This is a genomic window from Mycoplasmopsis adleri (genome assembly GCF_045276205.1).
Classification (GTDB): domain Bacteria; phylum Bacillota_I; class Bacilli_A; order Mycoplasmatales; family Metamycoplasmataceae; genus Mycoplasmopsis; species Mycoplasmopsis adleri.
Genome location: NZ_CP174162.1, coordinates 515,243 through 541,867, shown reverse-complemented (window position 1 = coordinate 541,867; position 26,625 = coordinate 515,243). Strand labels below are relative to the sequence as shown.

The 26,625-nt window shown below is 28.0% G+C and carries 22 protein-coding genes; 10 read left to right on the top strand and 12 right to left on the bottom strand.

Annotation, left to right across the window (positions count from 1 at the left end):
* Nucleotides 1-123: 123 nt before the first annotated feature.
* From ACJA22_RS02395 to ACJA22_RS02375, 5 genes are all read right to left on the bottom strand, one after another.
* On the bottom strand, nt 124-2,487 hold the full coding sequence (locus tag ACJA22_RS02395) for a DUF2779 domain-containing protein (protein ID WP_406617542.1): 2,364 nt from the start codon (nt 2,485-2,487) through the stop codon (nt 124-126).
* 15 nt (nt 2,488-2,502) lie between these two features.
* The gene (locus tag ACJA22_RS02390; RefSeq protein ID WP_406617541.1) at nt 2,503-2,787 is read right to left on the bottom strand and encodes a hypothetical protein; all 285 of its coding nucleotides are present in this window, start codon (nt 2,785-2,787) and stop codon (nt 2,503-2,505) included.
* A complete protein-coding gene (locus tag ACJA22_RS02385; protein ID WP_406617539.1) occupies nt 2,780-4,489 on the bottom strand; it encodes a hypothetical protein in 1,710 nt (569 codons plus the stop codon). Before ACJA22_RS02385 ends, ACJA22_RS02390 begins: the two co-directional genes overlap by 8 nt.
* On the bottom strand, nt 4,479-5,153 hold the full coding sequence (locus ACJA22_RS02380) for a hypothetical protein (RefSeq protein ID WP_406617538.1): 675 nt from the start codon (nt 5,151-5,153) through the stop codon (nt 4,479-4,481). Before ACJA22_RS02380 ends, ACJA22_RS02385 begins: the two co-directional genes overlap by 11 nt.
* Before the next feature lie 444 nt (nt 5,154-5,597).
* Nucleotides 5,598-6,773 (bottom strand): IS30 family transposase, encoded by a 1,176-nt coding sequence (locus ACJA22_RS02375; RefSeq protein WP_406616729.1) that lies wholly within the window; start codon nt 6,771-6,773, stop codon nt 5,598-5,600.
* 935 nt (nt 6,774-7,708) lie between these two features.
* Here ACJA22_RS02375 and deoD point away from each other — a divergent pair.
* Genes deoD through deoC form a run of 3 tightly spaced genes read left to right on the top strand, consistent with a single transcriptional unit; the run spans nt 7,709 to nt 10,454 of the window.
* Nucleotides 7,709-8,419, top strand: coding sequence for a purine-nucleoside phosphorylase (gene deoD, locus ACJA22_RS02370; RefSeq protein ID WP_406617537.1), 711 nt, complete (start codon nt 7,709-7,711; stop codon nt 8,417-8,419).
* Between the two features lie 43 nt (nt 8,420-8,462).
* The gene (locus ACJA22_RS02365; protein ID WP_406617536.1) at nt 8,463-9,758 is read left to right on the top strand and encodes a pyrimidine-nucleoside phosphorylase; all 1,296 of its coding nucleotides are present in this window, start codon (nt 8,463-8,465) and stop codon (nt 9,756-9,758) included.
* A gap of 27 nt (nt 9,759-9,785) precedes the next feature.
* Nucleotides 9,786-10,454 (top strand): deoxyribose-phosphate aldolase, encoded by a 669-nt coding sequence (gene deoC / locus ACJA22_RS02360; protein WP_406617535.1) that lies wholly within the window; start codon nt 9,786-9,788, stop codon nt 10,452-10,454.
* A 177-nt stretch (nt 10,455-10,631) separates the two neighbouring features.
* Here deoC and ACJA22_RS02355 read toward each other — a convergent pair whose 3' ends face one another.
* From ACJA22_RS02355 to ACJA22_RS02325, 7 genes are all read right to left on the bottom strand, one after another.
* Nucleotides 10,632-11,066, bottom strand: a complete 435-nt coding sequence (locus ACJA22_RS02355) for a hypothetical protein (RefSeq protein WP_406617534.1) — start codon at nt 11,064-11,066, stop codon at nt 10,632-10,634.
* Nucleotides 11,067-11,213: 147 nt separating this feature from the next.
* Nucleotides 11,214-12,317: a redox-regulated ATPase YchF gene (gene ychF / locus ACJA22_RS02350; protein ID WP_406617533.1), complete on the bottom strand. Its 1,104-nt coding sequence runs from the start codon at nt 12,315-12,317 to the stop codon at nt 11,214-11,216.
* A 45-nt stretch (nt 12,318-12,362) separates the two neighbouring features.
* Entirely contained in the window at nt 12,363-12,698 is a 336-nt protein-coding gene (locus ACJA22_RS02345; RefSeq protein WP_406617562.1) for a M48 family metallopeptidase, read from the bottom strand.
* A gap of 423 nt (nt 12,699-13,121) precedes the next feature.
* Nucleotides 13,122-13,796, bottom strand: coding sequence for an NERD domain-containing protein (locus ACJA22_RS02340; protein ID WP_406617531.1), 675 nt, complete (start codon nt 13,794-13,796; stop codon nt 13,122-13,124).
* A 22-nt stretch (nt 13,797-13,818) separates the two neighbouring features.
* Nucleotides 13,819-16,644 carry an excinuclease ABC subunit UvrA gene (uvrA, locus tag ACJA22_RS02335; RefSeq protein WP_406617530.1) on the bottom strand — a complete coding sequence of 942 codons (2,826 nt, stop codon included), beginning with the start codon at nt 16,642-16,644 and terminating at the stop codon, nt 13,819-13,821.
* A 32-nt stretch (nt 16,645-16,676) separates the two neighbouring features.
* Complete coding sequence (gene uvrB / locus ACJA22_RS02330) at nt 16,677-18,665, bottom strand: excinuclease ABC subunit UvrB (RefSeq protein ID WP_406617529.1); 1,989 nt, start codon at nt 18,663-18,665, stop codon at nt 16,677-16,679.
* Nucleotides 18,666-18,873: 208 nt separating this feature from the next.
* On the bottom strand, nt 18,874-20,952 hold the full coding sequence (locus ACJA22_RS02325; protein WP_406617528.1) for a 5'-nucleotidase C-terminal domain-containing protein: 2,079 nt from the start codon (nt 20,950-20,952) through the stop codon (nt 18,874-18,876).
* A gap of 186 nt (nt 20,953-21,138) precedes the next feature.
* Here ACJA22_RS02325 and ACJA22_RS02320 point away from each other — a divergent pair, with 186 nt between their 5' ends.
* The 7 genes from ACJA22_RS02320 to atpA all read left to right on the top strand — a co-directional run bounded on the left by ACJA22_RS02320 (nt 21,139) and on the right by atpA (nt 26,625).
* A complete protein-coding gene (locus ACJA22_RS02320; protein ID WP_406617527.1) occupies nt 21,139-22,041 on the top strand; it encodes a DegV family protein in 903 nt (300 codons plus the stop codon).
* A 303-nt stretch (nt 22,042-22,344) separates the two neighbouring features.
* Nucleotides 22,345-22,761 (top strand): hypothetical protein, encoded by a 417-nt coding sequence (locus ACJA22_RS02315; RefSeq protein WP_406617526.1) that lies wholly within the window; start codon nt 22,345-22,347, stop codon nt 22,759-22,761.
* The gene (locus tag ACJA22_RS02310) at nt 22,762-23,655 is read left to right on the top strand and encodes a F0F1 ATP synthase subunit A (RefSeq protein ID WP_406617525.1); all 894 of its coding nucleotides are present in this window, start codon (nt 22,762-22,764) and stop codon (nt 23,653-23,655) included.
* A 10-nt stretch (nt 23,656-23,665) separates the two neighbouring features.
* Nucleotides 23,666-23,893, top strand: coding sequence for an ATP synthase F0 subunit C (gene atpE / locus ACJA22_RS02305; protein ID WP_406617523.1), 228 nt, complete (start codon nt 23,666-23,668; stop codon nt 23,891-23,893).
* Nucleotides 23,894-23,903: 10 nt separating this feature from the next.
* A complete protein-coding gene (gene atpF, locus ACJA22_RS02300) occupies nt 23,904-24,470 on the top strand; it encodes a F0F1 ATP synthase subunit B (protein ID WP_406617522.1) in 567 nt (188 codons plus the stop codon).
* Between the two features lie 6 nt (nt 24,471-24,476).
* Nucleotides 24,477-25,043, top strand: a complete 567-nt coding sequence (gene atpH / locus ACJA22_RS02295; RefSeq protein ID WP_406617521.1) for an ATP synthase F1 subunit delta — start codon at nt 24,477-24,479, stop codon at nt 25,041-25,043.
* Nucleotides 25,036-26,625: a F0F1 ATP synthase subunit alpha gene (gene atpA / locus ACJA22_RS02290; protein WP_406617520.1), complete on the top strand. Its 1,590-nt coding sequence runs from the start codon at nt 25,036-25,038 to the stop codon at nt 26,623-26,625. The genes atpH and atpA overlap by 8 nt, the downstream gene beginning before the upstream one ends.

Here is a 26,625-nt window from a genome sequence, read left to right as displayed (position 1 = left end):
AAATCCCAGCATTAGATAATGCCGAGATCATTTAAGTATTGTTGATAGAATATCAAAGAATATCAACCTATATCTTAAAGATATGTTACTTAAATATTTATGTTAGGGTGAACTAATATATATTTAATTAGATTCTTTTGGTTGTACTTCTATTTTTCAATCATTTGAATTAATTTTATAAGCTTCTTCTTCAGAAAATGTATATCTAGTTTGCATAATTTCAGGAAAGACACCAGCTACAATATATTCAGCAAAGTTAAAAGCCATAATCATTGCTAAAACATCATTGTGACAATATTTTTTAAGATTTGATTCAACATGTTTTCATTCATTATCACCAGTTGCTCCAGAATATCTTAAGATAGCAGCACTCATTGCTTCAGCACCATTATGTATATTTTCTAATTCAGGATAAGGTGTTATCTTATGTTCTAGTTTTATATCTCTAGCAGTTATAAATTTTTCTATCTTTTTAATTGAAAACAATCCATGAAGATCTTTTAAATAAATTCTTTGTTTCAAAATACCTGAAAGAAAACTCTCTTCCGCTCCATATGATGATGCTGCTTTTTTAATATCTAAATCGCTTGGAATATTCTTTCTGGTTAAATGATATTCTACTTTGTTTATATTAGGATCCTTTAAAGCTTTTTCGTTAATATCAAATAAGTCAGTTAAGTTAGTAATATCATGGCCTCTGCTAAATAAATCCATTAGGTCAATAGTATGTTCATTTATATAATCTGCATATTTTTGGACATCAGATACGCTAATTCCTAATTTATCTTTTAATTTTTTCTCAAAATTATTTGGATCATATTTTTTACAATCACGCGCTAAATTAGCTATTTCTTGGTTTCTTGGGCATTCAAAAGATTTATTATAAACTATGTATCACTTGCCTTGTCTATCATAAAGGTTCTTAAGAATTTTTATTAAATCAAAAACTTCAATATATAATGGATCTACTACAATATCCTCTTGTGTGTCTTGAATAATTTCTCCATTAATAGTTTCAATAATAGATACTTGATTAATGGTTTGTCTATATGGTCTCATGTTATCAATAATTGGCAATGGGCTAGTGAATGATTCGTAATCGTATCATACTATTTTATTGCCTTTTACGTGAAGTTTACTTAAATATTTTTCAACTAAATCTTTATGAAAAAAATCATTTATAGCATTGCTTGCAACTATATTATTTTTATATTGTTCAAATAATTTTTCGAATGATTCGAAACCTTTTTTGCCAGCAAAGTCACCGCTTAAACATCTATTTTGACTACCATTATAACGGTATTCATCACCAATTAAATATAACTTATATTTCTTAGTAAAAACTTCATTAGCTTTAAAGTTAGTGCTGTCTAAATTTAGAACTTTACCATCTTTTTTTGGATTAGATGAATAAATTGTAAAATCAGGTTTATCAACTGTGTATGCTTTAATGATTCTTGAAATATTATCATCAAAATCGTTAAGTGGGCATTCATCGTTATAAATAGATTTCTTTGCGCCAGTATATGAAAATACTGCTTTATTATTACCTTTTCTATCGTAAGTATTAATTGTTAATTTTCTTAATGGAAATCTATAAAAAATACAATCAAAATATCTAAAAGATTTATTTTTGAGATTTTCATTTTTGTCAGACATTTTAATCTCTACTTCATTAGAATATTGCAATCCTTTTCTAACATAATTTGTATAAAAATTGTGATCATTATCGTAAAATGGAGTTCCTTCAAGATTTATTGTATTTCTTTTTTCTTCAAATTTTTTGTTATCAAGAGTTGATCCTTTTTTGTCCATATCACAAATAACAGTATCATAGAATTTAGGTTCACCTTTTTGTAAAGGTAATAAGTTTTCAACGATTATTACGTGAATATCTCTATAATCATAACCACATTTTTTTAAAACATTATAAGCATAATCTGTTTTTAACAAGGTTAAGATATTTGTTTTTGGTAAAGGCGAGAATAAATAAAAACTTTTTGTGCTTTTATCAATTGCATAAAGTGTTTCTGCTACTATAAACCCATCTTTTACATATGAAAATGTTGGTTTAAAAATTACATCAATATCATTTGAGTTCATGTATTCTTTAGTTTTCTCAACTTTTTGATCAAAAGAAAGGCTTTTATCAATTTCAACAATTTTTTTATTCTTGAAAATTTGTTCACAAAATTTTCTTGATTTGTTTTCTATTTTATCAAATATTTTAGATTCACTTTTTTGTTTTGAACCGGCTTTTGCATCATTATATGAATCAAATAATATTTCTCAATATGTTGTATTTTCACCATCATCGTCATATTCTGATTCTGTGTCTTCTTCATCTTCATCATCTAAATCATAATTATTAGTTTTATTTAAAAAGTATTTTTCAATAAATTCATCATCTGAATGTCATAAAAAGTAATCTTGACAATAGAATGATTTTACATATTTATTTTCCGTTATTTTCTTTTCTTTATCCATTTTTTCTCCTTATAATTAATTTTCGTTGTAACTATTAGCAAATGCTTCAAAAATTTCATAAATGAAATTGATTGCTTTAATCTCATTTCTTTTAGCTTGTGCAGCTTCTGTTAATGAAACTTCTATTTTATCGCCTGCTGTTGAAATAACTGTCACTAAGAACTTATTAATTGTATTTTTGTTTCAGTCTTCAAGATTTGATAAATCAATTTTGATATTGCTTTTATTTTTGCTATCTAATGTATTTATAATGTGGATGTGTTGTCCATCAGTTTTTTCAATGTAATCAATATTAATCATTTTGTTCTCCTTTTTTAAGTTTATTAATTTTGTCTTCTAATTCTTCATATATTTCTCTTCTTTTATTAAAGGCATCTATTCCACCTTCTAAGAAATATACTTGAGGGTTATCTGTTTCATTGTAGATAGGTTCATCAACTACAAATTTTTTACTTAAACCCTCATTCATAATATCAGTTGTAATGGTTGAACCATTTAAAATACCAATATTAGGATTATGGGTAATAATGAAAATTTGTTTATTCTTTTTAGCTTCATCTTGTAATAATGGCAAGATGTCTTTATATACAGTTCTACTGTCTAAGTTATCTTCAATTTGATCTAATAATAGATATTCACTATTACTATAATTATTTAAAGTTTTAATAGTGTGAGTTACACCAAATAATGTTTTTTGACCCATCGATAAATCTTTATACATTTTATCGCCAGCATAAACATTTACTTTATCAGAAATAAGGAACTTAACTATGTCTGCTTCTTTAACTGGTGCGCCAGGATTATTAGTGGTGAATAAATCAGTAATATCATAAGATTTATTTGATGCTTTAAAAATTTTATTAGATAAAGCATTAATATCATCTTCGCTATCAATAGTAAATTTATCTAATCTATATTCTAAATTACTATTCTTTTTATCTTTTTCTGAACAACTTCAATCAATATCTATTTTTGCTTGTTTAAGTGATGAATATTTTTCATTAATTTTCTTAAGTTGAATAGCAGCTTGAGCAAAATAATGTTTTAAATTTGTAAATTCATTTAATTTATTTTCTATGTTTGAATTTTGTTGTTTTATATTATTTGAAACTTGAGAATAAGCTTTTTTAAAACATTGAAATGCTTTTTCAACTTTTTCAAGTTTACTTGTTGCTATATCTAGTGTTTCTATATATTTTAGAATTTCTTCAATTGTTTTTGAAGATTGATCTGCAAATTTGTCTTTAAATTCTTCCGAGAATATTTCATAATTTTGGAACTTATCACTAAATTCTTGTAAAGACTTATTTTCTGAATTAATCTTTTTTACAGTATCTTTCAACGAATCTTGTTGTTCAATTAATGCTTTTTGAAAATTATGAATGTCTCTTATTTCACTAGCAGAATCATAAACTGTTGTATATAACTTATTTAACTTAATATCTTTAGTTTCAAGTAATGCTTTATCAAAAATTACTGAAAAATTTATGCTTTGGTTAATTAAGTTATTGTAATCAATCAATAAATCTTTTATGTCATAAAAGATCTTTAGGCCTTCATGTACTTTGTTGTCACTAACAATACTGTTTATAAATTTAGTTGTAACATTGTTTTTGGTCTCTTTAACTACATTTGATGAATCTAATGAAAATTTTCTTGTATCATTTTGACTAATATAGCCTGGAATTATATCTTGTAATGATAATATTCCACCTTCAATAGTATTCTTAGATGTTGGCTTTTCATAAATAAAACTATAATCTTTTCTATAACGATCCAAGTTATTAATTGTTACTTTTTCAACCATGAATCCATTATTTTCATCAGTTTCATATCAGTTCTTTTTTTCTGGATAAATACTTTTATTGGCTATTGCTTCAGCAATAATTTCAAGTAATGTACTTTTTCCTGTACCTTTTGAACCAATAATAAGATTTACTTTACTAAAGTTAATCGTTTTTTGTTCACCTTTATGGTTTTTAATGGTAATGCTATTTAACATATTCCTCCTTTAATAATTCATTTTTTATATTTTCTTTTAGTTCATTAAAATCTGAAAAATCTTCTACATAGGTACAAATTTTAGAATGCTCTGGATACTTTCTTCATGTATGTGTATCGCTGAAAAAACAAACAGGAATTTTTTTATTTTTTAAAATTTTTTTCTTATTGCTACTATTAAAATCAGTTACATCTAAGGCATCTACTTGAGAATCTTTAATATCTTCTCAATCCATATTATCTTTAGCTTTACCTGCATGTGGAAAGACCATAAAATTAAAGTTATTATTTATAAATAAATCAACTGCTTCTTTATAGGTATATTTATTTTTATTAAATCGAAACTCATTTTCAGTTAGTTTCTCAAGCTTTTCGAGATCACTATTTGGATCAAAAACGAAAACAGCTTGTCCTATTTTTTTATCAAAGCGAATTAAATTTACTTCAAGTCCTGGATATAAAATGATATCTAAATTGAAATCTTGAATTAATTTCAGCCTTTTTAAATAACTGTTTAAATAAAATTTGTCATGATCAGCAAAACAAGTAACTTTTACATAATTTTTAGCTAAAATTTTAAGCTTTTGTAAATCAGTTTCTTGGGAAATATTGCTACCTGTGTATTTAGAATCTTCAGAATGAACATGAAGATCAATTTTCTTCATATTTATCCTTCTTTCTTATTACTAGTTGATATAAATCTTTTAGGCAACAACATATGTGTTAAGAATCGTTTTTAATATTCTTTATCAAGCTAATCCTTTGCTTTTGAATCTAGGCATCATTGCGTGATTACTAAGCATAAGGCATTCTCTGTGATATCAACCAAAAAAGATCCATATCACCTTTATTCTAACATCATTTTTGAGACATTACAAGCAAATTTTTAAATTATTTTTTCCTATAAATTCCAATTTTAAAAGTCCTAATTTTGCGTAAAATCAAAAATGTTACAAAAATTATAAATTATTACCAAGAAAAGCTTTAAAATCCTAAAAAAATTTAAACGAAAATACCAAGTTTTGTAAAAAACTTGAGTTTTTTGCTTACTTTTTTCCAAAAAAGTAAGTGCCTTTTTGTCAAACTTTTTAGCACATAAAAAGTTTGGATTAGAAGCGAATGCTTCTCTTGTAATTATTTATAAAATCCATAACAGGAGTTAAATCTTGACCGTAGTAAGGGTCTATAGACTTGCCTTTTTTAAAATACCGTCTTAATAACCTGTGGCAGTTTTCGATAGAGCCTTTTTCTCCCGAACAATATGGGTGACATTTATATATTTGCTTAATACCTGGCACTTCATCTAGTTTCGCATTTTCACTACCATTATCTATGGTTAGCGAATCTATTGTCAAGTTATATTTTTGCATTAGGTATATCAGCCCATCTCTAACACCAGTGCTAGTCCGCCGTACCATATGAAAATAGAAGCGTCTAGTCTTTCTATTAATTAGCGTTACGAAACAACATTGATCAGTTTTTGAACCAATAACAGTATCTAATTCATAATCATTATCTCTAAGTCTTTCATTGATTTCTGTGCTGCGTTGATCAATGCTAACTCCAATCTTTTTAAGCTTTCGACTGTCTCTTTTTGGGGGTCGTTTTTGTTTAATTCCTTTGGTGGATAAATTGACCAAAATGCCTATTTCAAGGTCTTTAAAGACTCTTTGTGATATCAAATTATATACCATAGATTTTGAAGGTTTATAGCTGTTTGGATACTTTTCTTCAAATCTTCTTAATATTTCGTTAGCGCTTAGCTTAGGCGTTCTTTTTGCTAAATCTTTATTATTTCTATTTTGGGTATAATCATCAAAAAGCTCTGTTCAAAAATTTCTAAAATCTTGATATTGTTCTATTTTCTTTTTTGAATATGCTATTCTTTTACTTTTATCAAAATTAGCAACATTTATCATAAATTCATCAAGATTTAAATAACGAACTTTTTTAATTTTAGCATCACAACAATCACAGGTTTTTCTATCGCCTTTGCCTAAATATATTCCTTTTGAATATTTAAATAAAAACCTTTTAATCGCTTTAGTCGATATTTCAATATTTTGAGATATTTCTTTTAAAGATTGAAAATTTAGTAATCCATATATTATCTGAAACACTTCTGCAAAACCGATATGGTTTTTGTGTGTCGAGTAGTTTTTCGAGCGGCTTAAAATTTCAGAGTAATTCTTATCAACAGCGAAATGAATTTGTGAAGTTTGAATTTTGTTATGCACATTTTTACTTCTAACCAAAGTACAGAAAATTTTTTTATCGTTTTTCATATATAATTATGTTGTCCTTTCTTTTTATCATTTTTATTTTACCAAAAGGACAGAAAAATCCCGACATTTTCAAATGTTGGGACTTTTATTTCTGGAATGAATAAAATTATTTTTTCCAAAAGAAAAGCGCCCAACATTTGAAAATGTCAGGGCTATATAATTAGCAATTTTATTCTTATATTATATATTTAATCGAACCAAATTTCTTCTTCTGATTTGTTGTAAATATCAATTTTATTTTCGATATCATTTCTGCGAACTATTTATTAAGAAGATGGAAAAAGTCTAACAAATTCATGAAGCGATTAACCTTATTTATTTCCTTTAAAGTAATAACAAGACCAAATCTAAGGTTTGTCCATCATTATTATTTAATCTTTCTTTTTAATACTAATTCCTCATAAACATATTTTGGATTTTGAAAACAAGAATTTTTTTGGGTTTTTTATTTCTTTCATTATCCATTAGAATATTTTCTCTTATGCGTTTTACATTGTCTCATTTTCTATAAATATTCCTGTAAATGATTCATATAATTGAATGGAATTATCCTTAGTTTGTCGATTATTTTTTATAGACTAAATTTTCCGTTTTTTACTATAAAATAAGCCAAAATGAATACTTATTTCAATATTCGTGTAATCTATACCTTGAGTCTAAAATGGTTTCAAAATTTTGCAATAGATGCAAAACATTTTAAAACATAAATGCTCCTAATCTATAATTTTCAAATCGTTAAAATTTATTTTTAAACAATCCTAGTTTAACTCTTGTTCTATGTAAAATTTAATATTTAATATTAATATGATAAAATATTAAACGTAAGTTATTCATTAACTTATTTATCTTCTAATAATATATAAATCGCACAATAATAATCAGATTTCTATTGAAGATATCAATTATTTAAAATAATTTATTAACAAGGAGAAAATATGACACCACACATTAATGCCCCTGAAGGTTCAATCGCTAAATTAGTTCTTATGCCAGGTGATCCATTAAGAGCTGAATTTATCGCAAAAAACTTTTTAGACAAGGGTTACAAATTAGTAAATACAGTTAGAAACATGTTTATGTTTACTGGTACATACAAAGGACACCCAGTTACAATCGCTGCTAGTGGTATGGGTTGCCCATCAATTGGTATTTATAGCTATGAATTATTTAATTTCTATGGGGTTGAAAAAATTATTAGAATTGGTTCAGCCGGAGCTTACACCAAAGATTTAAATTTATATGATACAGTTTTAGTTAAATCAGCTTATGCTGACGGAGATGCATACAGAAGACTTGTATTAAACGATGCTTCTAATATTGCTAAACCAAGTGCAGACTTAAATAAAGAAATTATGGCTGCTGCTAAAAAATTAAACATTAAAGTTCAAGAAGTTAGAACACACTCATCAGATGTATTCTACGCATCAGTACCACTTGAACAAAGAATTAAAGAATCACAAGCTGCTTGTGTTGAAATGGAAAGTTACGCATTATTTACAAATGCTGAAAAATTAGGCAAAAAAGCTGCTTGTTTATTAACAATTAGTGATAACTTAATTACTCACGAAGAAACAACAGCTGAACAAAGACAAACAGCTTTCAAAGATATGATGAAAGTTGCTCTTGAACTTGCTCTTGAATACTAATTAACCAAAAAGACTATAAAACAATTATTAAAGGAGAAACAATATGCGTGTTGTTGACTTAATTGATAAAAAAAGACATGGACAAGAATTAACAAAAGAAGAAATTGATTTTCTTTTAGGTTCATACGTAGCAGGTAAAACACCAGATTACCAAATGGCAGCCTTTTTAATGGCTGTTATGTTCCAAGGAATGAAACCAGCAGAATTAGCTTACTTTACAAAAGTAATGATGCACTCTGGTGAAGTTATGGACTTAAGTTCTATTCCAGGAATTAAAGTAGATAAACACTCAACAGGTGGAGTTGGAGATAAAACTACATTAGCTGTTGCTCCAATCGTTGCTGCTTTAGGTGCTCCAGTTGCTAAAATGTCTGGACGTGGTTTAGGACACACTGGTGGAACAATTGATAAATTAGAATCAATTCCTGGTTTCACAGTTGAATTAACAGATGAACAATTCAAAAAACAAGTTAAAGAACATAAAATTGCTGTTATCGGTCAAAGTGCTGCATTAGTACCAGCTGATAAAAAACTTTATGCTCTTAGAGATGTAACAAGTTGTGTTGAATCAATTCCTCTTATTGCTTCAAGTATTATGTCTAAAAAACTAGCAACAGGTAGTGATGCTATCTTATTAGATGTTAAATGCGGTAATGGTGCATTTATGAAAAATGCTGAATCAGCTAGAGAATTAGCTAGAACCATGATCTCAATTGGTAAAGAACTTGGCGTAGATGTTAGAGCTGAAATTACTAACATGTCAAGACCAATTGGTTGTGAAATTGGTAACAAAAACGAAGTTCTTGAAGCTATTAGAACACTTCAAGGCAAAGGACCAAAAGACTTTAATGAATTAGTTTATTCATCATGTGCAACAATTTTAGAACAAGCTAAAATCGTTAAAACACATGCTGAAGGTATTAAATTAGTTGATGAAGTTATTAAAAATGGTAAAGCTTTAGATAAATTCTACGAATTTGTTCAATTACAAGGCGGAGATGTTGAAGCATTAAAAGATAAAAACTTCTGACATCCAAAACACTCTTTAGATGTTAAAGCTGATAAAGATGGTTTCTTAGATATTTTCGATGCCTTAACATTCGGTATCGTAGCTATGAAACTTGGTGCTGGTAGAGCAACAAAAGAAGATAAAATCGACTTTGAAGCTGGTATCACATTACACAAGAAAACTAACGATAAAGTTCATAAAGGTGATGTTTTATTCACATTATATTCATCAAATCCAATTGATAAAAATTTAGTATCTGAATTAGCAAATGCTTACAAAATTGCTAAAGGTGCAACAGAAAACAAAATTATTATTGATAAATTACATTAGTAATGTAAATATTAAAAGGAGATTAATATGTCAATTAACTACAATCAAATGATTGATCATACATACTTAAAAGCTGATGCTACAAAAAAAGACATCGATAAATTATTAGATGAAGCTAAAAAATACCAATTTAAAACAGTTTGTGTAAACTCTTCATATGTTCCTTATGTTAAAGAACAACTTAAAGGTACAGGTGTAGGTATTACATCAGTTATTGGTTTCCCATTAGGTGCTATGTTAACACAATGTAAAGCTTATGAAGCTGCTGAAGCTATCAAAGCTGGTGCTGACGAAATCGATATGGTTATTCAAATTGGTAAAATGAAAGACCACGATTATGACTATGTTTTAAACGACATTAAAGAAGTTAAAAAAGCTTGTGGCAAACATGTATTAAAAGTTATTATTGAAACTGCTTTATTAACAGATGAAGAAATTAAAAAAGCAACTGAAATCGTTATGGCTTCGGGTGCTGAATTCATTAAAACAAGTACAGGTTTCTCATCAAGAGGTGCTAACTTACATGATGTTGAATTAATGAAATCAGTTTGTGGAGATAAATTATTAATCAAAGCTGCTGGTGGTATTTCAAACAAAGACGACATGGTTAAAATGCACAAAGCTGGTGCAACTCGTTTTGGTACAAGTAGATCAGTTGCTATCGTTGAAGGTAAAGCTTCAAACGAAGGATACTAAAAATAATTTGAAGTGCTTAGGCACTTCTTTTTTTGTGCCTTTTTCACATGCTATAATTAATTTATTTAATTGTTTTATAGCCTAATAAGAAAATTTGCAATTAAGATTTGTGGATCAAAACAGCAAATAAAAAACATTTCCGAAATGGAAATGTCATATTTAGAAACTAACTAAAATTTAGTTGTTCTTTTTTTCTTCTTTTTCTTCTGTAGTAACTTTTACGTTTTCTTCTTTTAGATTAGTATTAGGTGTAAATTTTCAAGCTTCTTGTTCACTAATAGTAGGTAATTCATCGTTATTTTCTCTAACAGGTTTCATAAGGAAGATAGATGCTACAATAGGTAAGATACCAAGTGTAACTAATCCAACTCCCATTAACACAGCATATGTATATCATTTCTTTTGTATTAATAGCACTAATGCAAAAATTACAAATAAAGCTCATATAACTGTTGATAATCCAATTAGAACTCCAAAAATAATATTAACTATGTAATTGAGTAAAACTGTTAAAGAAAGTGTTAAGATGAACATTACAAGAAACACAATACTTGAGATTATTACTCCTAGTAATAATTTAAATGATGTAAATTTTGAATTATTTGTTTTCATGATTATATTATATAACAACAAAAAATAAATGAGCCTAATTATGGAAAAACTGTGGGACAAAAATTGGAAATGAATAATTCCAGTTTTTTAAGTCCAAGTGCAGATCAAATAATAAAAAAATAACTTATAAAAAGTTATTAATTTAAATTATCTTCCAAATTTGAAGTGGCATATATCACCATCTTGCATAATGTAATTCTTACCTTCGCTTCTTATTTTGCCAGCAGCTCTTACGCCTTGTTCTCCACCATAATTAATATAATCTTCATAACTTATAATATCTGCTTTAATAAATTTATTTTCAAAATCGCTATGAATAATTCCGGCACAAGCTGGTGCTAACATTCCATCATGGAATACTCAAGCCTTAACTTCCATTTCACCTGCTGTAAAATATGTTTTAAGTTTTAATAAATCAAATGCTTCTCTAGTTAAAATATCTAAACCACTTAATTTAATATTGTATGATTCTAATCATTCACGCATTTCTGATTCATCTAATTGAGCTAATTCAGATTCTAATTGCACTGAAATTGGAATTATTTTTTCGTTTGGATCTAATGAATTTTTTAATGCTTTATATAGTTTGTCATTTTCATAATCAGCGATTTGTTCACTAGACATATTAGCTACATAAATCATTGGCTTAGCAGTTAAAAGATGGTAGGTTTTTAATAATTTAAGTTCATCTTCATTTAAATCATTAATGATTTTTCTTATTGGTTGTTCTTTTTCGAGTGTATCTTTTAATTTTAAAGCTAAATTTTCTTCAGCAATTGCGCCTTTATCACCAGCTTTAGCTTTTTTATGAATTCTATTAATAATATTATTAACAGTTTCTAAGTCAGCTAACATTAATTCTAAATTAATAACATTTTTATCATTTACTGGGTTAACTTCATTAGCTACGTGCATAATATCTTTATTTTCAAAACATCGAACAACGTGAATAATTGCATCAACTTCTCTAATGTTGGCTAAAAATTTATTACCTAATCCTTCACCTCTAGAAGCACCTTTTACTAAACCTGCAATATCTACAAAGTCAAAAGTAGCAGGCACAATTTTCTTAGGGTTAACTATTTTTGCTAATTCAATTAATCTTTGATCTTTTAAAGCAACACTACTTATATTAGGATCAATTGTTGTAAAAGCATAGTTTGATGCTTCAACTTGATGCTTTGTTAAAGCACTAAATAAAGTGCTTTTTCCAACGTTAGGTAATCCTACAATTCCAGCTTTTAATGACATATTTCCTCTCCTTATTTTTCTTTTTTTAACTATAAAACAATTGTTTTATTCAATTTTGAAATCATATTTATTCATGTATTTTACACATTCACGCGCATTTGGTGCAAATTGCTTTCCAAATAAATGAAATTCTTTAGAATGGTTTTTATATCTATTATGAGCTAATTCATGAACAATCACTGAATCAATACATTCTTTTGAATGACACAACATTAAAAGATTATATTTAATTGTACCGCTCGAAAAATTTTTACCATATCAAGTTTTAACAATTGATATATCAATGTTATTCGAATAAGAATATTGCATTAATTTTGCATAATAAGCTTGTTGTTCAAATACATATTGATATAAGATTTCTTTCATAACATCGATAAAAATATTTTTTCGTTTTTATTATTTGTCATGCAGTCAACATTACAATTAATTGTAAGTAATAATTTTTCATGATTTATGTCATATGTTGTTTTGCGATCTAAATTAAAATTTCACCTGAAATAATATTGTTTATCAAAAATTTGAATGGTATGTGGTTGTGAACTCGTATCTCAAACAATAAGTTGTCTGGGTTTATAATCTTTATTTGAATAATTTTTTATTATTGAATCTTCGACACTTTGTAAAAACTGAGGATGTTTATTAATCAAATCTTCTAAAGTATTATAAATGCCAGAAACCTTTATGCTATGATCATAATCAACAATTTGATATCAATAATATCTCCTGTTACTTTTTACTGAATAGCGATAATATATATCTCAAGTATTGCCATTAACAACTATTGATTTCGAATGGACATAATCCTTATTTGTTTTCATGTTTGCTTTCATGAGTTATTTTTTTAAATTTTTTAATGTCCTTATATGAAGTTGCTCTGTTTAATTTAATTGCATCTATTACGGCTTGAATCATTTCAAATGATAAGTTAGGTTCTTCTTTTAAATCATCATTAACTTTTTTAAATTTATCTTCAATTTCATCTTCATTAGCAACAATAGCTCATGAGTCTAATTGTTCAATTTCATATGTAGTTCCTGAAGGTAAAATAAGCAATGAAAATACTGGTACATTGAAGCCGCACATTTTATAAAAGTGTTGAATATGTTTAAAGTTTTGCAATAATGGATTATTAATATTTTTTTCTTTTTTGCCTATTTTAAGGGTTAATTGGTCAGCGTAAGCTTCTCCATAAAGATGTCCTTGGTAATATTTATCTTCTATAATATAAACAGCTTTATTGCCGATTAAAACTCCATCCATTTCAAAAAACTGATTTGTTGAATATTTAAATAATCCACCTTTTAAAAACTTAAATCCTTCATTCTTAGCAAAAATACTAAGCTTATTATCAATTTGACTTTCAAACTGAAAACCTAATGTATTTTTCTTATTATGTTTTTTAATTGATAAGAATAATAAGACTAAAGTAATTATTATAACAATAGTTACGATTGTTAATGATAATCATAATTTCCACATAGCATTCCCCCTATTATTATAATTATAAGATTTTCTTTAAATATTGACCAGTATAACTATTTTCATTTTGAGCAACTTGTTCTGGTGTTCCAGTTGCAACTATTCTACCACCATTAATTCCGCCATCAGGACCGAGATCAATTAAATAATCACAGCACTTAATAATATCTAAATTATGTTCAATTACAATAACGGTATCACCATTATCTACTATATTATTTAATACTTTTAATAAGTTAGCTACATCATAAGTATGTAAACCGGTTGTTGGTTCATCTAAAACATAAACTGTTTTGCCAGTTTGTTTCTTTTGTAAATAAGTTGCTAGTTTAACTCTTTGAGCTTCACCACCACTTAAAGTTGTAGATGATTGACCTAATTTAATATAACCTAGTCCAACATCTTTTAATGTTTGCAATTTTGCTTTAATGTTTGCTCTAGCGTCAAAAAATTCTAAAGCTTCATCAACTGTCATATCTAAAACTTGTGCAATATTTTTATTATGGTATTTAATTTCAAGTGTTTCGCGATTATATCTTTGACCATCACAATCATCGCAAGGCACATAAACATCAGGTAAAAAGTGCATTTCAATTTTAATTGATCCATCACCTTGACATTTTTCACATCTACCACCTGGAACATTAAAACTAAATCTTCCTTTAACATATCCTCTTGCTTTAGATTCTTCAACACTTGAGAAAATATCACGTATATCATCAAAAACAGATGTATAAGTTGCTGGATTACTTCTAGGCGTTCTACCGATTGGACTTTGGTTAACGGGCACAATTTTATCTATATTGCTTAAACCTGTAAATGAAGTAAATTTACCAACTTTTCCTTGTGAATTTTTTGATAAATATTTTTCAACTCCTTTGACCAAAACCTCATTAACTAAGCTACTTTTGCCACTTCCTGATACTCCAGTAACACCTATAAATTTACCAAGTGGAAACTTAACATCAATTTTTTGTAAGTTGTTTTCAGCAGCTCCTTTAACTTCAAGAACTTTCCCATTACCACTTCTTCTAAATCGAGGAACTTCTATTTTTCATTCGCCACTTAAATATTTACCAGTAATCGATTTAGGTTCTTTAATTAAGTCTTCAATTTGACCTTGAGCAATAACTTCACCACCGTGAATTCCGGCATATTGTCCAATATCAACTATATAATCAGCCGATCTAATTGTTTCTTCATCATGTTCGACAACGATTAAAGTATTACCAATATCAACCATCTTTTTAAGAGTTTCAATTAATCTTTCATTATCTTTTTGGTGTAAACCAATAGAAGGTTCATCAAGCACATATAAAACCCCTGTTAAATTCGATCCAATTTGAGTAGCTAATTTAATTCTTTGACTTTCGCCACCGCTTAAAGTTTCAGCATTACGGTTCAAAGTTAAATAACCTAACCCTACATTTTTTAAAAATGATAAACGGTTATATAGCTCATTCATGATTAATTGTGAAATATATTGTTGTTCACTATTAAGCTCTAAATTCTCTAAAGTTAATAAGCAATCATCAACGCTTTTTGAGACCATTTCATAAATATTAATATTATTAATACGAACACTTAAAGCATATTTATTTAATCTTGAACCTTTGCATGCAGAGCAAGTAAATGAACCCATATATTTACGAATTCAATCTCTAACTCTTTCGCTTGAGGTATTAAAATAGCTGTTTTCGACTTTTTCTAAGATACCTTCAATGTGTTTATATCTTCTAATTTTATTACCGCTAGTTGAAACTAAAACATATTCAATGTCTTCTTTTGAACCATATTTAATGATATTAATATCTTCTTTAGATAAATCTTCAATCGGTAAATTTTTATCAATATGATAATAATTTAATAAGACATCGAATTCTTGTCATTCAAGATTTTGAGTATTAACTGTGTTTTCAAAAATTTTAATAGCACCATCATTAATGCTTCTTCATTTTTCAGGAACTAAAGCATCAAAGTCAGCTTTTAAATTAACTCCTAGTCCTTTACATACTTCACAAGAACCAAAAGGTGAGTTAAATGAAAATAATCTTGTATCAATTTTAGGCATATCAAAGTCTTTATAAATACATGAGTGTAATTTAGAAAACTTTTTAATTTCGCCATCGGTTGTTTCAACTTTAACCATTCCTTTAGAATATTCAACAGCAATTGAAATAGCTTCAGTAATTCTATTACGGTTTTCTTCATTTAAAATTACCCTATCGATTACGATATCAATATTGTGTTTAATATTCTTTTCAAGTTTAATATCATCATCAAGGGAATAAATTTGACCATCAATTTTTAAACGTAAGAAACCTTCTGATTTTAACTTTTCAATTAAATTAGCAAAGGTTCCTTTTTCACCATCAACTACAGGGCTCAAAATATAAAGCTTAGATTCAGGTGGCAATTTATATATGCTATCTAAAATATCTTTATTAGTTTGCGATGTAATTGGAATATTATGATTTGGACAATAAGGAGTGCCAACTCTTGCATAAAGCAATCTAAAATAATCATAAATTTCAGTTACTGTCCCAACAGTTGAACGAGGGTTATTGTGCGTGGTTTTTTGTTCAATCGAAATTGAAGGACTAAGCCCATCAATTGAATCAACATTTGGTTTGCTTGTTCCGCCAAGGAATAAACGAGCATAATTACTTAAACTATCTACGTATCTTCTTCTACCTTCTTCATAGATAGTATTGAATGCTAAACTACTCTTACCACTTCCTGATAAACCTGTAAAAACTACTAGCTTATTTTTAGGAATAGTAAGATCAATATTCTTTAAATTATTTTCCTTGGCACCACGAATAATTATTTCATCTTTTGTTGACATGTTTTTACCTCTTTATCTATAAAACAAGCATTTTAGTCATTTGCTTTAAGTTCTAAAATTAAATCACGTAGTTCAATTGCTCTTTCATAATCTAACTCTTTTGAAGCTTGTTCCATTTGAGCTCTTAAGTTCTTAATTAAATCATCTTTTGATAATTCTTTATTAACATTTTTATCTTTTGCATTTTTAAAATATAAACTAACTGCGTTTTCAATACCATGACCTTGAATTGGTTCAGCAATTGGTTTAACAATTGTCTTAGGTATAATATTATGCTTTTGATTGTACTCTTCTTGAATTTTTCTAATTTCAGTATTTTGCTTAATTGTTTCAGCCATACTTTCACTTATTTTATCAGCATAAAATATAACTTTACCATTAGCATTTCTAGCTGCTCTACCTGTAATTTGGATTAAACTTCTAGTTGATCTAAAGAAGCTTTCTTTATCAGCATCTAAAACCATAATTAAACTAACTTCCGGTAAGTCTATACCTTCACGAAGTAAATTAATACCGATTACAGTATCATAAATGCCTTTACGCAATTTTCTTAAAATTTCATTTCTTTCAAATGTGTTATGTTCACTATGAATATATGCAACCTTTTCGTTTTTTTCTAAAAAGTATCTAGTTAATTCTTCAGCTAACCTTTTAGTTGTAGTTAAAATCAAGGTTCTTTCATTTTTAGCTTTTTGCTTTTGAAGTTCATCATAAATATTTTCAACTTGGTTTTTTGTTGGTCTAATTTCAATTTTTGGATTTAATAAACCAGTTGGACGAACAAATAATCTTGTAACAACCCCGTGTGTTTTATCTAATTCATATTCATCAGGGGTAGCCGAAATATAAACTTTTTGAAAGTCAAAGGTGTTTTCAAATTCTTCAAAAGTTAAGGGTCTATTTTCTAAAGCGCTTGGTAATCTAAAACCATAATTAACTAAGGTTTGCTTTCTAGAACGATCACCTTTATACATAGCTTTTAATTGTGGAATCATCATGTGAGATTCATCGATAAACATAATAGGATCTTTATCATGGAAGTAATCAAATAAAGTATATGGTCTTTCACCAAAAGTTCTATTATCTAGGTACATTGAGTAATTTTCAACCCCTGGACATACTCCAAATTCAGCTAATGAATCAAGGTCTCTTTCGGTTCTTTCTTTAATTCTCTGAGCTTCAAGTAATTTATTATTCTGCTCGAAATATTTAATTCTTTCTTCAAGCTCAATTTTGGCTAATTCACAAGTTTTCTTAATAATATCCATATTAACTGTATAAGCATCACCTGGAAAAATTAAATAATCATCATATGTTTCAATAACTTCTCTAGTAACTGGATGACATGTTTTAATTGATTCAAGTTCATCACCAAAAAAGTCTAATCTAATAATAAAAGAATCGTCATAAGCTGGTCTAATATAAACTATATCTCCCTTTACACTAAAATTACCCATCTCTAAAGCAACATCGTTTCTTGCATAATTTCTACGAATTAACATTCTTAATAAATCATTACGTTTAATTTCCATTCCTTTATGAATTGTCATAAAGTTTTCTTCATATTCATATGGACTTAAAGCACCGTATATAGCAGAAACGGAAGCAACTACAATAGTATCTTTTCTAGTTAATATTGAATTCACTGTACTCATTCTCATAGCATTTAAGTCAACATTAGTTTTACTTGTTTTATCAATATAAGCATCACTTTCAGGTATATAAGCTTCTGGGCGATAATAGTCAAAATATGAAACAAAATACTCAACTTTATTTTCTGGAAAGAAACCTTTAAGTTCCGAATAAAGTTGACTTGCTAATGTTTTGTTATGAGATAAAACTATTACAGGACGATCAAATTCTTTAATAACATTCGCAATAGTGAAAGTTTTACCGCTACCTGTAACTCCTTGCAAAACTTGTGCTTTATCACCGTTATTAATACCATTTACTAGTTCTTTAATAGCTTCAGGTTGATCTCCTGCTGGCTGATAATTTGAGTGTAATTTATATATAGACATAAAATAATTATAATTATTTTAAATCTTTTGTTTAATTAAAACCTTAATTATTTTGTTTGAGCGACAAAAATAGCAGCAATTAAGAAGATGAAAATAAATTTTTTATGATTTAAAATTACTGATTGATTTATCTAATATGCTTGTTTTATAGGCAAATAATAAAAAATAAGAACTAGCGAAAGCTAGTCCCTACTTTTATTAATTACAATTAACTTGCTTTGTGATGTACAATTACTTTTTTAGCATATGCTTCTGTATATTCAGACATTTTTAGTTTTCCGAAATCATTGGTTGTTGAAGGTTTAAATTCGTTTGCTGTTGTGTATTTAGCATATTCAATTAATACTTCTAATAAATCGGCATCTTCATAAACTTGAGTTGCTTTTTCTGGACTCTTTGTGTAATTTAACATTGCGTATCCATCACCACCAGCTACGATAAAGTCATTTGTTACAATGAAGTATGTTCCATCAGGATTAATTGCTTTACCATTAATTTTTACACTTGTTTCATCAAGAACATATACTTTTTTCTCACCTTCCATTTTAGCGTTAATTGTTGCTGTAACGTTGCTTGAATATTGAGCGAATGCTCCAGTTAATGTTTTTGCAGCTCCATGTTTCATTGTTTCTAATAAAACAGATCCTTTAACTTTAACTGCTGTAATTCTATTTCCAAATGGTGAAATTGCGTACATATCACCTCTTGTTATTTCTTTAGCTTCTAAATCACCACGAAGACCACCACCGTTGTATAAACCGATTGTGTTATCAAAATTAAATTGATCTCCATGACCAGCAACTTTAGCTTCAACAAATTTGTATGCTATAGCATCTGATGCGAATAGACCTAAGTTAGTTTGATTTGCTCTACCTGTTCATACAGGAGGATTTGGTTTTCCTACACCAACATTTGAATCAAATGAATCAATATGTTTAAATGCAATTGGAGAGGTGAATTCTACAACTTTCATTTTTTGATCAAATTCTTCTTGAAGTGATTTAATTAACTCTGCTACATTTGCAGCAATTGTGTTATCTCTACCTTTAAGTAATTCAATTTGATTGATATCTCTTAATTGTTGACTTACTTCAACAATTTCGCCTGTTTTAACGTCAAAAATTACATCTAATTCACTTAAGTATTTTGTATATGCTTCAGTTTGAGCTAAATAAATATTTTTGCCGCTTTTTGCTTTTTCAAGTTTAACTAATGTATGTGAGTGACCATCTAATACTATGTCAATATCTTTAGCCTTTTCAGCAAAAGTTCTAGAATCTCATTCATTTTGAGGTCTATCAACACCTAAGTGTGTAATAGCTACGATAATGTTAATGCCTTGTTTTTTAAGTTCTTCTGTAACTTTATCAGCAGCAGTTACTGGATCCATGAAGTCTACATATACTGAATTTCTAGGGTGCGATGTAAATTTTGTATCAGGTGTTGTAATACCTAAAATACCTACTTTTACACCGGTTGCTAAAGTTTTAATGATATAAGGTTTAAATACATAATCATTTTGTTTAACTTCTTGACCTTCTGAATTTTTAACTTTATCTTGTACTGCTTGTTTATTGTAAACAGCATTAGCAGATAAAAATGGCATATTTGGTGTTTCTTTGTCGATGTTAAAAATGTTTTCAAGACCAAAATCAAATTCATGGTTTCCGACTGCAGTTGCATCATATCCAATTGATTCAGCAATTTTAGCAATAGTTAATCCGTGGTTTGAATCAGATAAAGGTAAACCTTGAATTAAGTCTCCAGCTGAAAGGAATAAATCTTGATCATAGCCTTTGTAAGCATTTGCAATTGATTGCATACCTGAATAACAATTATATTTTCCATCGTCAAAAATAATTCTTCCATGTTCGTCATTTGTGTGGAAAATTTTAATTAATTGTTTAGATGAATCTTTTTGAATATCTCTAAGTTTTTTATATTCTTCATTTGCTGTTTGTCTTAATTTTAAAATTTCAGCAGAATGTTTATCAACAAACTCTTTTCTAGCATTTTGTAATTTTTCTTTTTCTGTTTTATCTTTTTCGTCATTAATTTTTTTAACGACTGTTTTTAATTCTTTTGCTTTAGTTGAAAGCAAGTCATTATATGCTTTGTAAGCATTTTTATAAACATTTAATTGAGTTTCATACTTAGCTAACGCTTCTTTTTCTTTATCAACAGGTTTTTTAACTTCATCCGTCTTACCACAACCCGATGCCGCTACTACAGGTAAAAACGCCATAGTAGTTGCTATTGGTAAAAGATGTAAAAGTTTCTTTTTCATAAAAATCTCCTCTTTATAAATTAATTTCAATAAAATTATATATTTTTACTTTAGAAATGCGTTTTTTAGGGTGTTTTTCTAATTATTTCCATTAATTTTTCATATTTTTTGTGTATTTTTATAAAAATTAAAAAGACTTAGGTTGGAATAGCCAAAATAATAATTATTTTATATAATATAATCGTTATGAAGAAATATGCAATTGTTGTGGATTCATCTTGTGGTTTAACTCAAGAACAAGCTGCTAAACTTGGATGGTTTTATTTACCTTTATATTTAGAAATTGATGGAGTGAATTATGCTGATGGTATCGAAATAACACCTGATACCTTATTTGATAAATTCAATTTAAAAGCGACTGTAAAAACTTCATCATTTAACCTGGAACAAGCTAACGAATTATTCGAAAAATTATCAAAAGAATATGAACATATTATTATGTATCCAATTTCAAAACATCTTTCAAGTGCTTATCAAACCTTAAAATTAATGGAAAATGATTTCCCAAAATTAAGGGTTATCTCATCTGTAGAAGTTGTTCAGTTAATTGCTTTTGATTGTATTTGAATGCAAAATGAATTGGATAAAGATTTTTCAAAATTAGATGAAGTTATTACCTTCTTAGAAAATAATGGCTTTAGAAAATCAATTACTTTGATCCCTAAATATAATCAATATTTAGTAAAAGGCGGAAGATTACATCCAGCAGCTGCTTTAATAGCTAAAATCTTTAAGCTTGTACCATTAATCAAATGAGTTGATGGACAATTATTAAAAGAAGGTATTGGTCATAAATTTGATAAATCAATTATGAAAAATATGACTAAAAAGCATGAAGAATTCAAAATTGAAAAAGGTTTTAGCGAACTTGTTGTAATGGAACACTCAGGCATTCCACAAGAAGAAAAAATGAAATATGTAAAAGAAATTGAAAAGATTTATAACACTAATGTGCTGCTTTGTTTCATTCCACCAGTTGTTTCAATTCATGTCGGACCTGAAAGTTATGCTTTAATGTTAATTGAAATGAAAGAAGAAACCAAACAACTTATTTTGGAAAAATTCAAAGAAATTAACTACAAAGCTTAATTATTATTTAAATCATAAAATTTACTTATTGTGCTGTTTTATAGCATAATAAGTTTTTTTATTCTGCTTTTTTGCTATTAGTAAATGTTAGCTCCTAGCAGCATATTGATCTATTATTATCCTTTACTTCAAGCAACATAACCTTATATAACTAATATATTAAATATCAAATTTAATACCAAAATTTAAAATATATTACGTTTAGGCAAATAAATAGTTATATAATACCAATATGTTATTTATATAACATAGCATTATGGTGAGGAAAAAACAAGCATTATGAATCATAAAGAAACTAATACAATGATTTTAATTAATTTCTTTTTATCCCTAGCGATTGGAGGTATTTTACTTGCGTTTTATCGCTATGTTAAAATGTCTTTAATGCTTGGTTTTTTAATTGGATCGGCTTTGAGTTTTATTTTTTACGAAATAAGGGATTTATTCACTTATTTTGCAATTAGTAAAAGTAAAAAAGGAGTGATTTCATTTAATATTTTAGCTTTCACAATTATTGCTTTATTAGCTTTAGGAATGACATTTATGATTCTTAAAATTAATGAAATGTCAATTAAAAATGCTACAAATTTGTACATGAAATATAAATTCCAAATTGCTTTTTATCCAATTAACATTATTGCTTTTCTTGGTGGATTATTAATGACCAAGATTTCAATTTTTCTTGCTATTATGTTAAATAAAAAAAGAAAGGAGGCATAAATGATATACAAATACGCTATGAATGCAATGGCTAGTTCGCAAGGCACTAGTAGTTCAAACGAGCCTACTGGTATAGATATTGTTAAACATGAATTTTGAGTTTGAAACCAAAAACAACTTTTATCATTAATTTTGATTGTTTTAATTTGTTTAATTGTTTCGCTCATCGTCTTTATCAAAATCAAAAAAGAAGCTAGAAAAGATAAAGCGCCTAAAGGTTTGCTATTTGTAATGGAAGGTTATGTAAATTATATTGATAACGCATATGATGACAATACTGATACCAAATTACCAAAAGCTAGATTTTATGTTTTTGGACTTGCAACCTTCTTATTCGTCGGTAACTTATTAGGTTTAATTGGTTTTGAGCCAGTTACTACATCTTATTCTGTTGCATTAACTTGTGGTTTAATAACTTTCTTAGGAATCTACGTTATTGGATTTATGTATCAAAAATGGCGTTTCTTTAAGAGGTATATAAACCCAATTGAAATAATTGGTCAATTCTCACCACTTATTTCGATTTCATTCCGGATATTTGGAAATATCATTGGTGGAGCCGTAATCATTTACTTAATTTACTATGTATTTGGTTTTGTTTGAGTTAAAATGACTGGTCAACCTAACTTCGATTATGCTGTAACTCATAATCAAGCATGACCATTGCTCGCTCCATTAATCACCCCATTTTTACATATGTATTTTGATATGTTTAGTGCCTTCATTCAAGCTTTAGTATTCTGCTCATTAACTACAATTTGATGAGCTCAAGAAGTTGAAGTAGATGAAAAAGAAGTTAAGGAAGCTAATAAATCCATTACCAAAAATGGTTTAGAAGATTCCTTAAACGTGAACAATTCAAAATCATTAACTTTAAATCAAAACATTTATTAGGAGGATCATAATGGATAAAGGATTAATCGCTGTTGGTATTGGTATTGCAATGTTCTCAGGTATTGGTGTTGGACTTGGACAAGGTATTGCAGCAGGTAAAGCATCAGAAGCCGTAGGACGTAATCCAGAAGCTGCAAGTAAAATTCGTACAATGATGCTTGTTGGTCAAGCCGTTTGTGAATCATCAGCTATTTACTCATTAATTATTTCAATTTTATTAATGTTCGTTTTCGTATAAGAGTTCTCTTATGGAAAAAGTAATTACTTTAGACAATTTAAATGTTAAAAATTCTGCTTTAAGCGAATCATTAACTGAAAAATTTAAAGCAATGTTTCCTTCATTGCCTATGATGATATCAACTCTGATTGCTTTAATTTTAGTTATTGTTATTTTATGATTCTTGCTTCATAAGCCGCTTAAAAAAGCTATGAAGGAAAGACAAGATTTCATTCAAAATAATATTGACCAAGCTAAAGCAACCAATGACTTATCACAACAAAAATTGCAAGAAGCTAGCAAAAGATTATCTCAAGCTTACTCAGATGCTAACGATATCATCAAGAATGCCAAAGTGCATGGTGAAGAAGTTATGGCTTCATACACTGAACAAGCTAGAGTTGAATCAAAACGTATTATTGAAAAAGCACAAATGGACATTAATAAAGAGAGAGCAACCATTCTCGAAGAGGCTAAAAATAATATAGCTAAAACCTCAATCGAGCTTGCTAAACAACTTATAAAACAAGAAGTTTCGAAACAATCACAAGAAAAAATCATTAATGAATTCTTAAATAAAGATTTAGAAAATAAATAATTTATTATGTATTCAAAAGCAAATCCTGATGGTTATGCACTCGCTTTATATGAGTTGCTTAAGGAACAAAAGCTTATTAAAAAAACATATGATTTTTTCACGGATTTTTACGATTATATAAATCAAGACAATACACTAGTAATGTGTTTGTCAAATAACACTATTAAAAAGGAAGAAAAGTACAAAATTGTAGATGATATTTATCCTAAATTATCGATCTCAAAAGATACTAAATTATTTAGCAACTTCCTTAAAGTTTTAATTGAAAGAGATAGAGCAAATTTATTAAATAGAATTATAGAAGCATACTTAACTTTTGCTGAAAAAGAATTAAATATTGCTAGAGGTAAAATCTATACAGCTTATCCGCTTTCAAAAGAAAAGTTAAATAAAATTATTGCTAAATTAGAAAAATCAGAGAATAAAACAATTATTCTCAAAGATTACATTGATAAAGACTTAATTTCAGGATTCAAAATTGTTTTAGGAAATAAAATTATTGAGCAAAATATGGAAACTGATTTACAAAAATTATTATTAATTTTAACAAGAAAAGGAGGTTTAAATGGCTAATCAAATGGAAGATATAAGTGCAATTATTAAAGATCGTATTAGAAACTTTGACTCTAAAGTTGACTATTCTGAAGTTGGAACCATTGTAACTATTGGTGATGGTATTGCTTTAGTTAACGGTCTTGATAATGCTAAAAATGGTGAAATTATTAAATTTAAAAATGACATTTATGGGCTTATTTTAAACCTTGAAGAAGAAGTAGCCGGTGTTGCTGTTTTTGGTAATGCTGATCAACTTGTTGAAGGTGAAACTTGCTACCGTACTGGTGAAGTTATTTCAATTCCAGTTGGTGATGGTTTAATTGGACGTGTAATTGATGCTTTAGGTAACCCTATTGACGGTAAAGGTCCAATCAAAAGCAAGAAAAAACGTGAAATATTCAAAATAGCACCTGGGGTAATGTCTCGTGAAGAAGTTAATGAACCCCTTGAAACTGGAATCATTGCAATCGATTCAATGATCCCAATAGGTAAAGGTCAACGTGAATTAATTATTGGCGATAGACAAACCGGTAAAACTGCAATTGCAATTGATACAATCATTAACCAAAAAGATAAAAATGTTAAATGTATCTATGTTGCTATTGGTCAAAAGAACTCAACTGTTGCTCAAATTGTTAAGAAATTACAAGATGCTGGAGCAATGGAATACACCACAGTTTTAATCTCAGGAGCTAGCGAACTTGCATCTCAACAATACATCGCACCATATTCAGGTACAGCAATTGCTGAAGAATGAATGTCTCAAGGACAAAACTGCTTAATTGTTTATGATGACTTATCAAAACATGCTATTGCTTATAGAACACTCTCATTACTTTTAAGAAGACCTCCTGGACGTGAAGCTTATCCTGGTGATGTTTTCTATCTTCACTCACAATTATTAGAAAGAGCTGCAAAAGTAAACAAAGATTTTGGTGGTGGTTCAATTACAGCACTTCCAATTATTGAAACTCAACAAGGTGATATTTCAGCTTATATACCAACTAATGTTATTTCAATTACTGACGGTCAAATCTTTACACGTGAAAACTTATTCAACTCTGGTCAAAGACCTGCTGTCGATGTTGGTTTTAGTGTTTCACGGGTAGGTTCAGCCGCTCAAATTAAAGCTATGAAACAAGTTTCTGGTTCATTAAAACTTGAACTTGCTCAATATAATGAAATGCTTGCTTTTGCTCAATTTGGTTCAGACTTAGATGATTCAACTAAGAACATCTTAAACCATGGTGCAAAGGTATATGAAATATTAAAACAAGAACAATATTCACCATTTAGTCAATATACCGAAGTGGCTATTTTACTAGGTGTTAAGGAAAAAATCATTAACCCATTACCATTAAATGAAATCAAACGTTATCGTAATGAAGTAGTTAACTTCATAACTAAAGATTTAACAGGTATTAACCTAGTTAAAAAGATTAAAGAAAATAAAAACTCATTAAGTGATGAACTTTACAGTGAACTCGCTAATCATTTAGTTCAAATCGTAAATAAAATTGTACAAACATTGACTGACTATAATCCAAGTGATTATGCACCTATGCCCGCTAAATACGCCAAATTAATTGAAAATAAATAG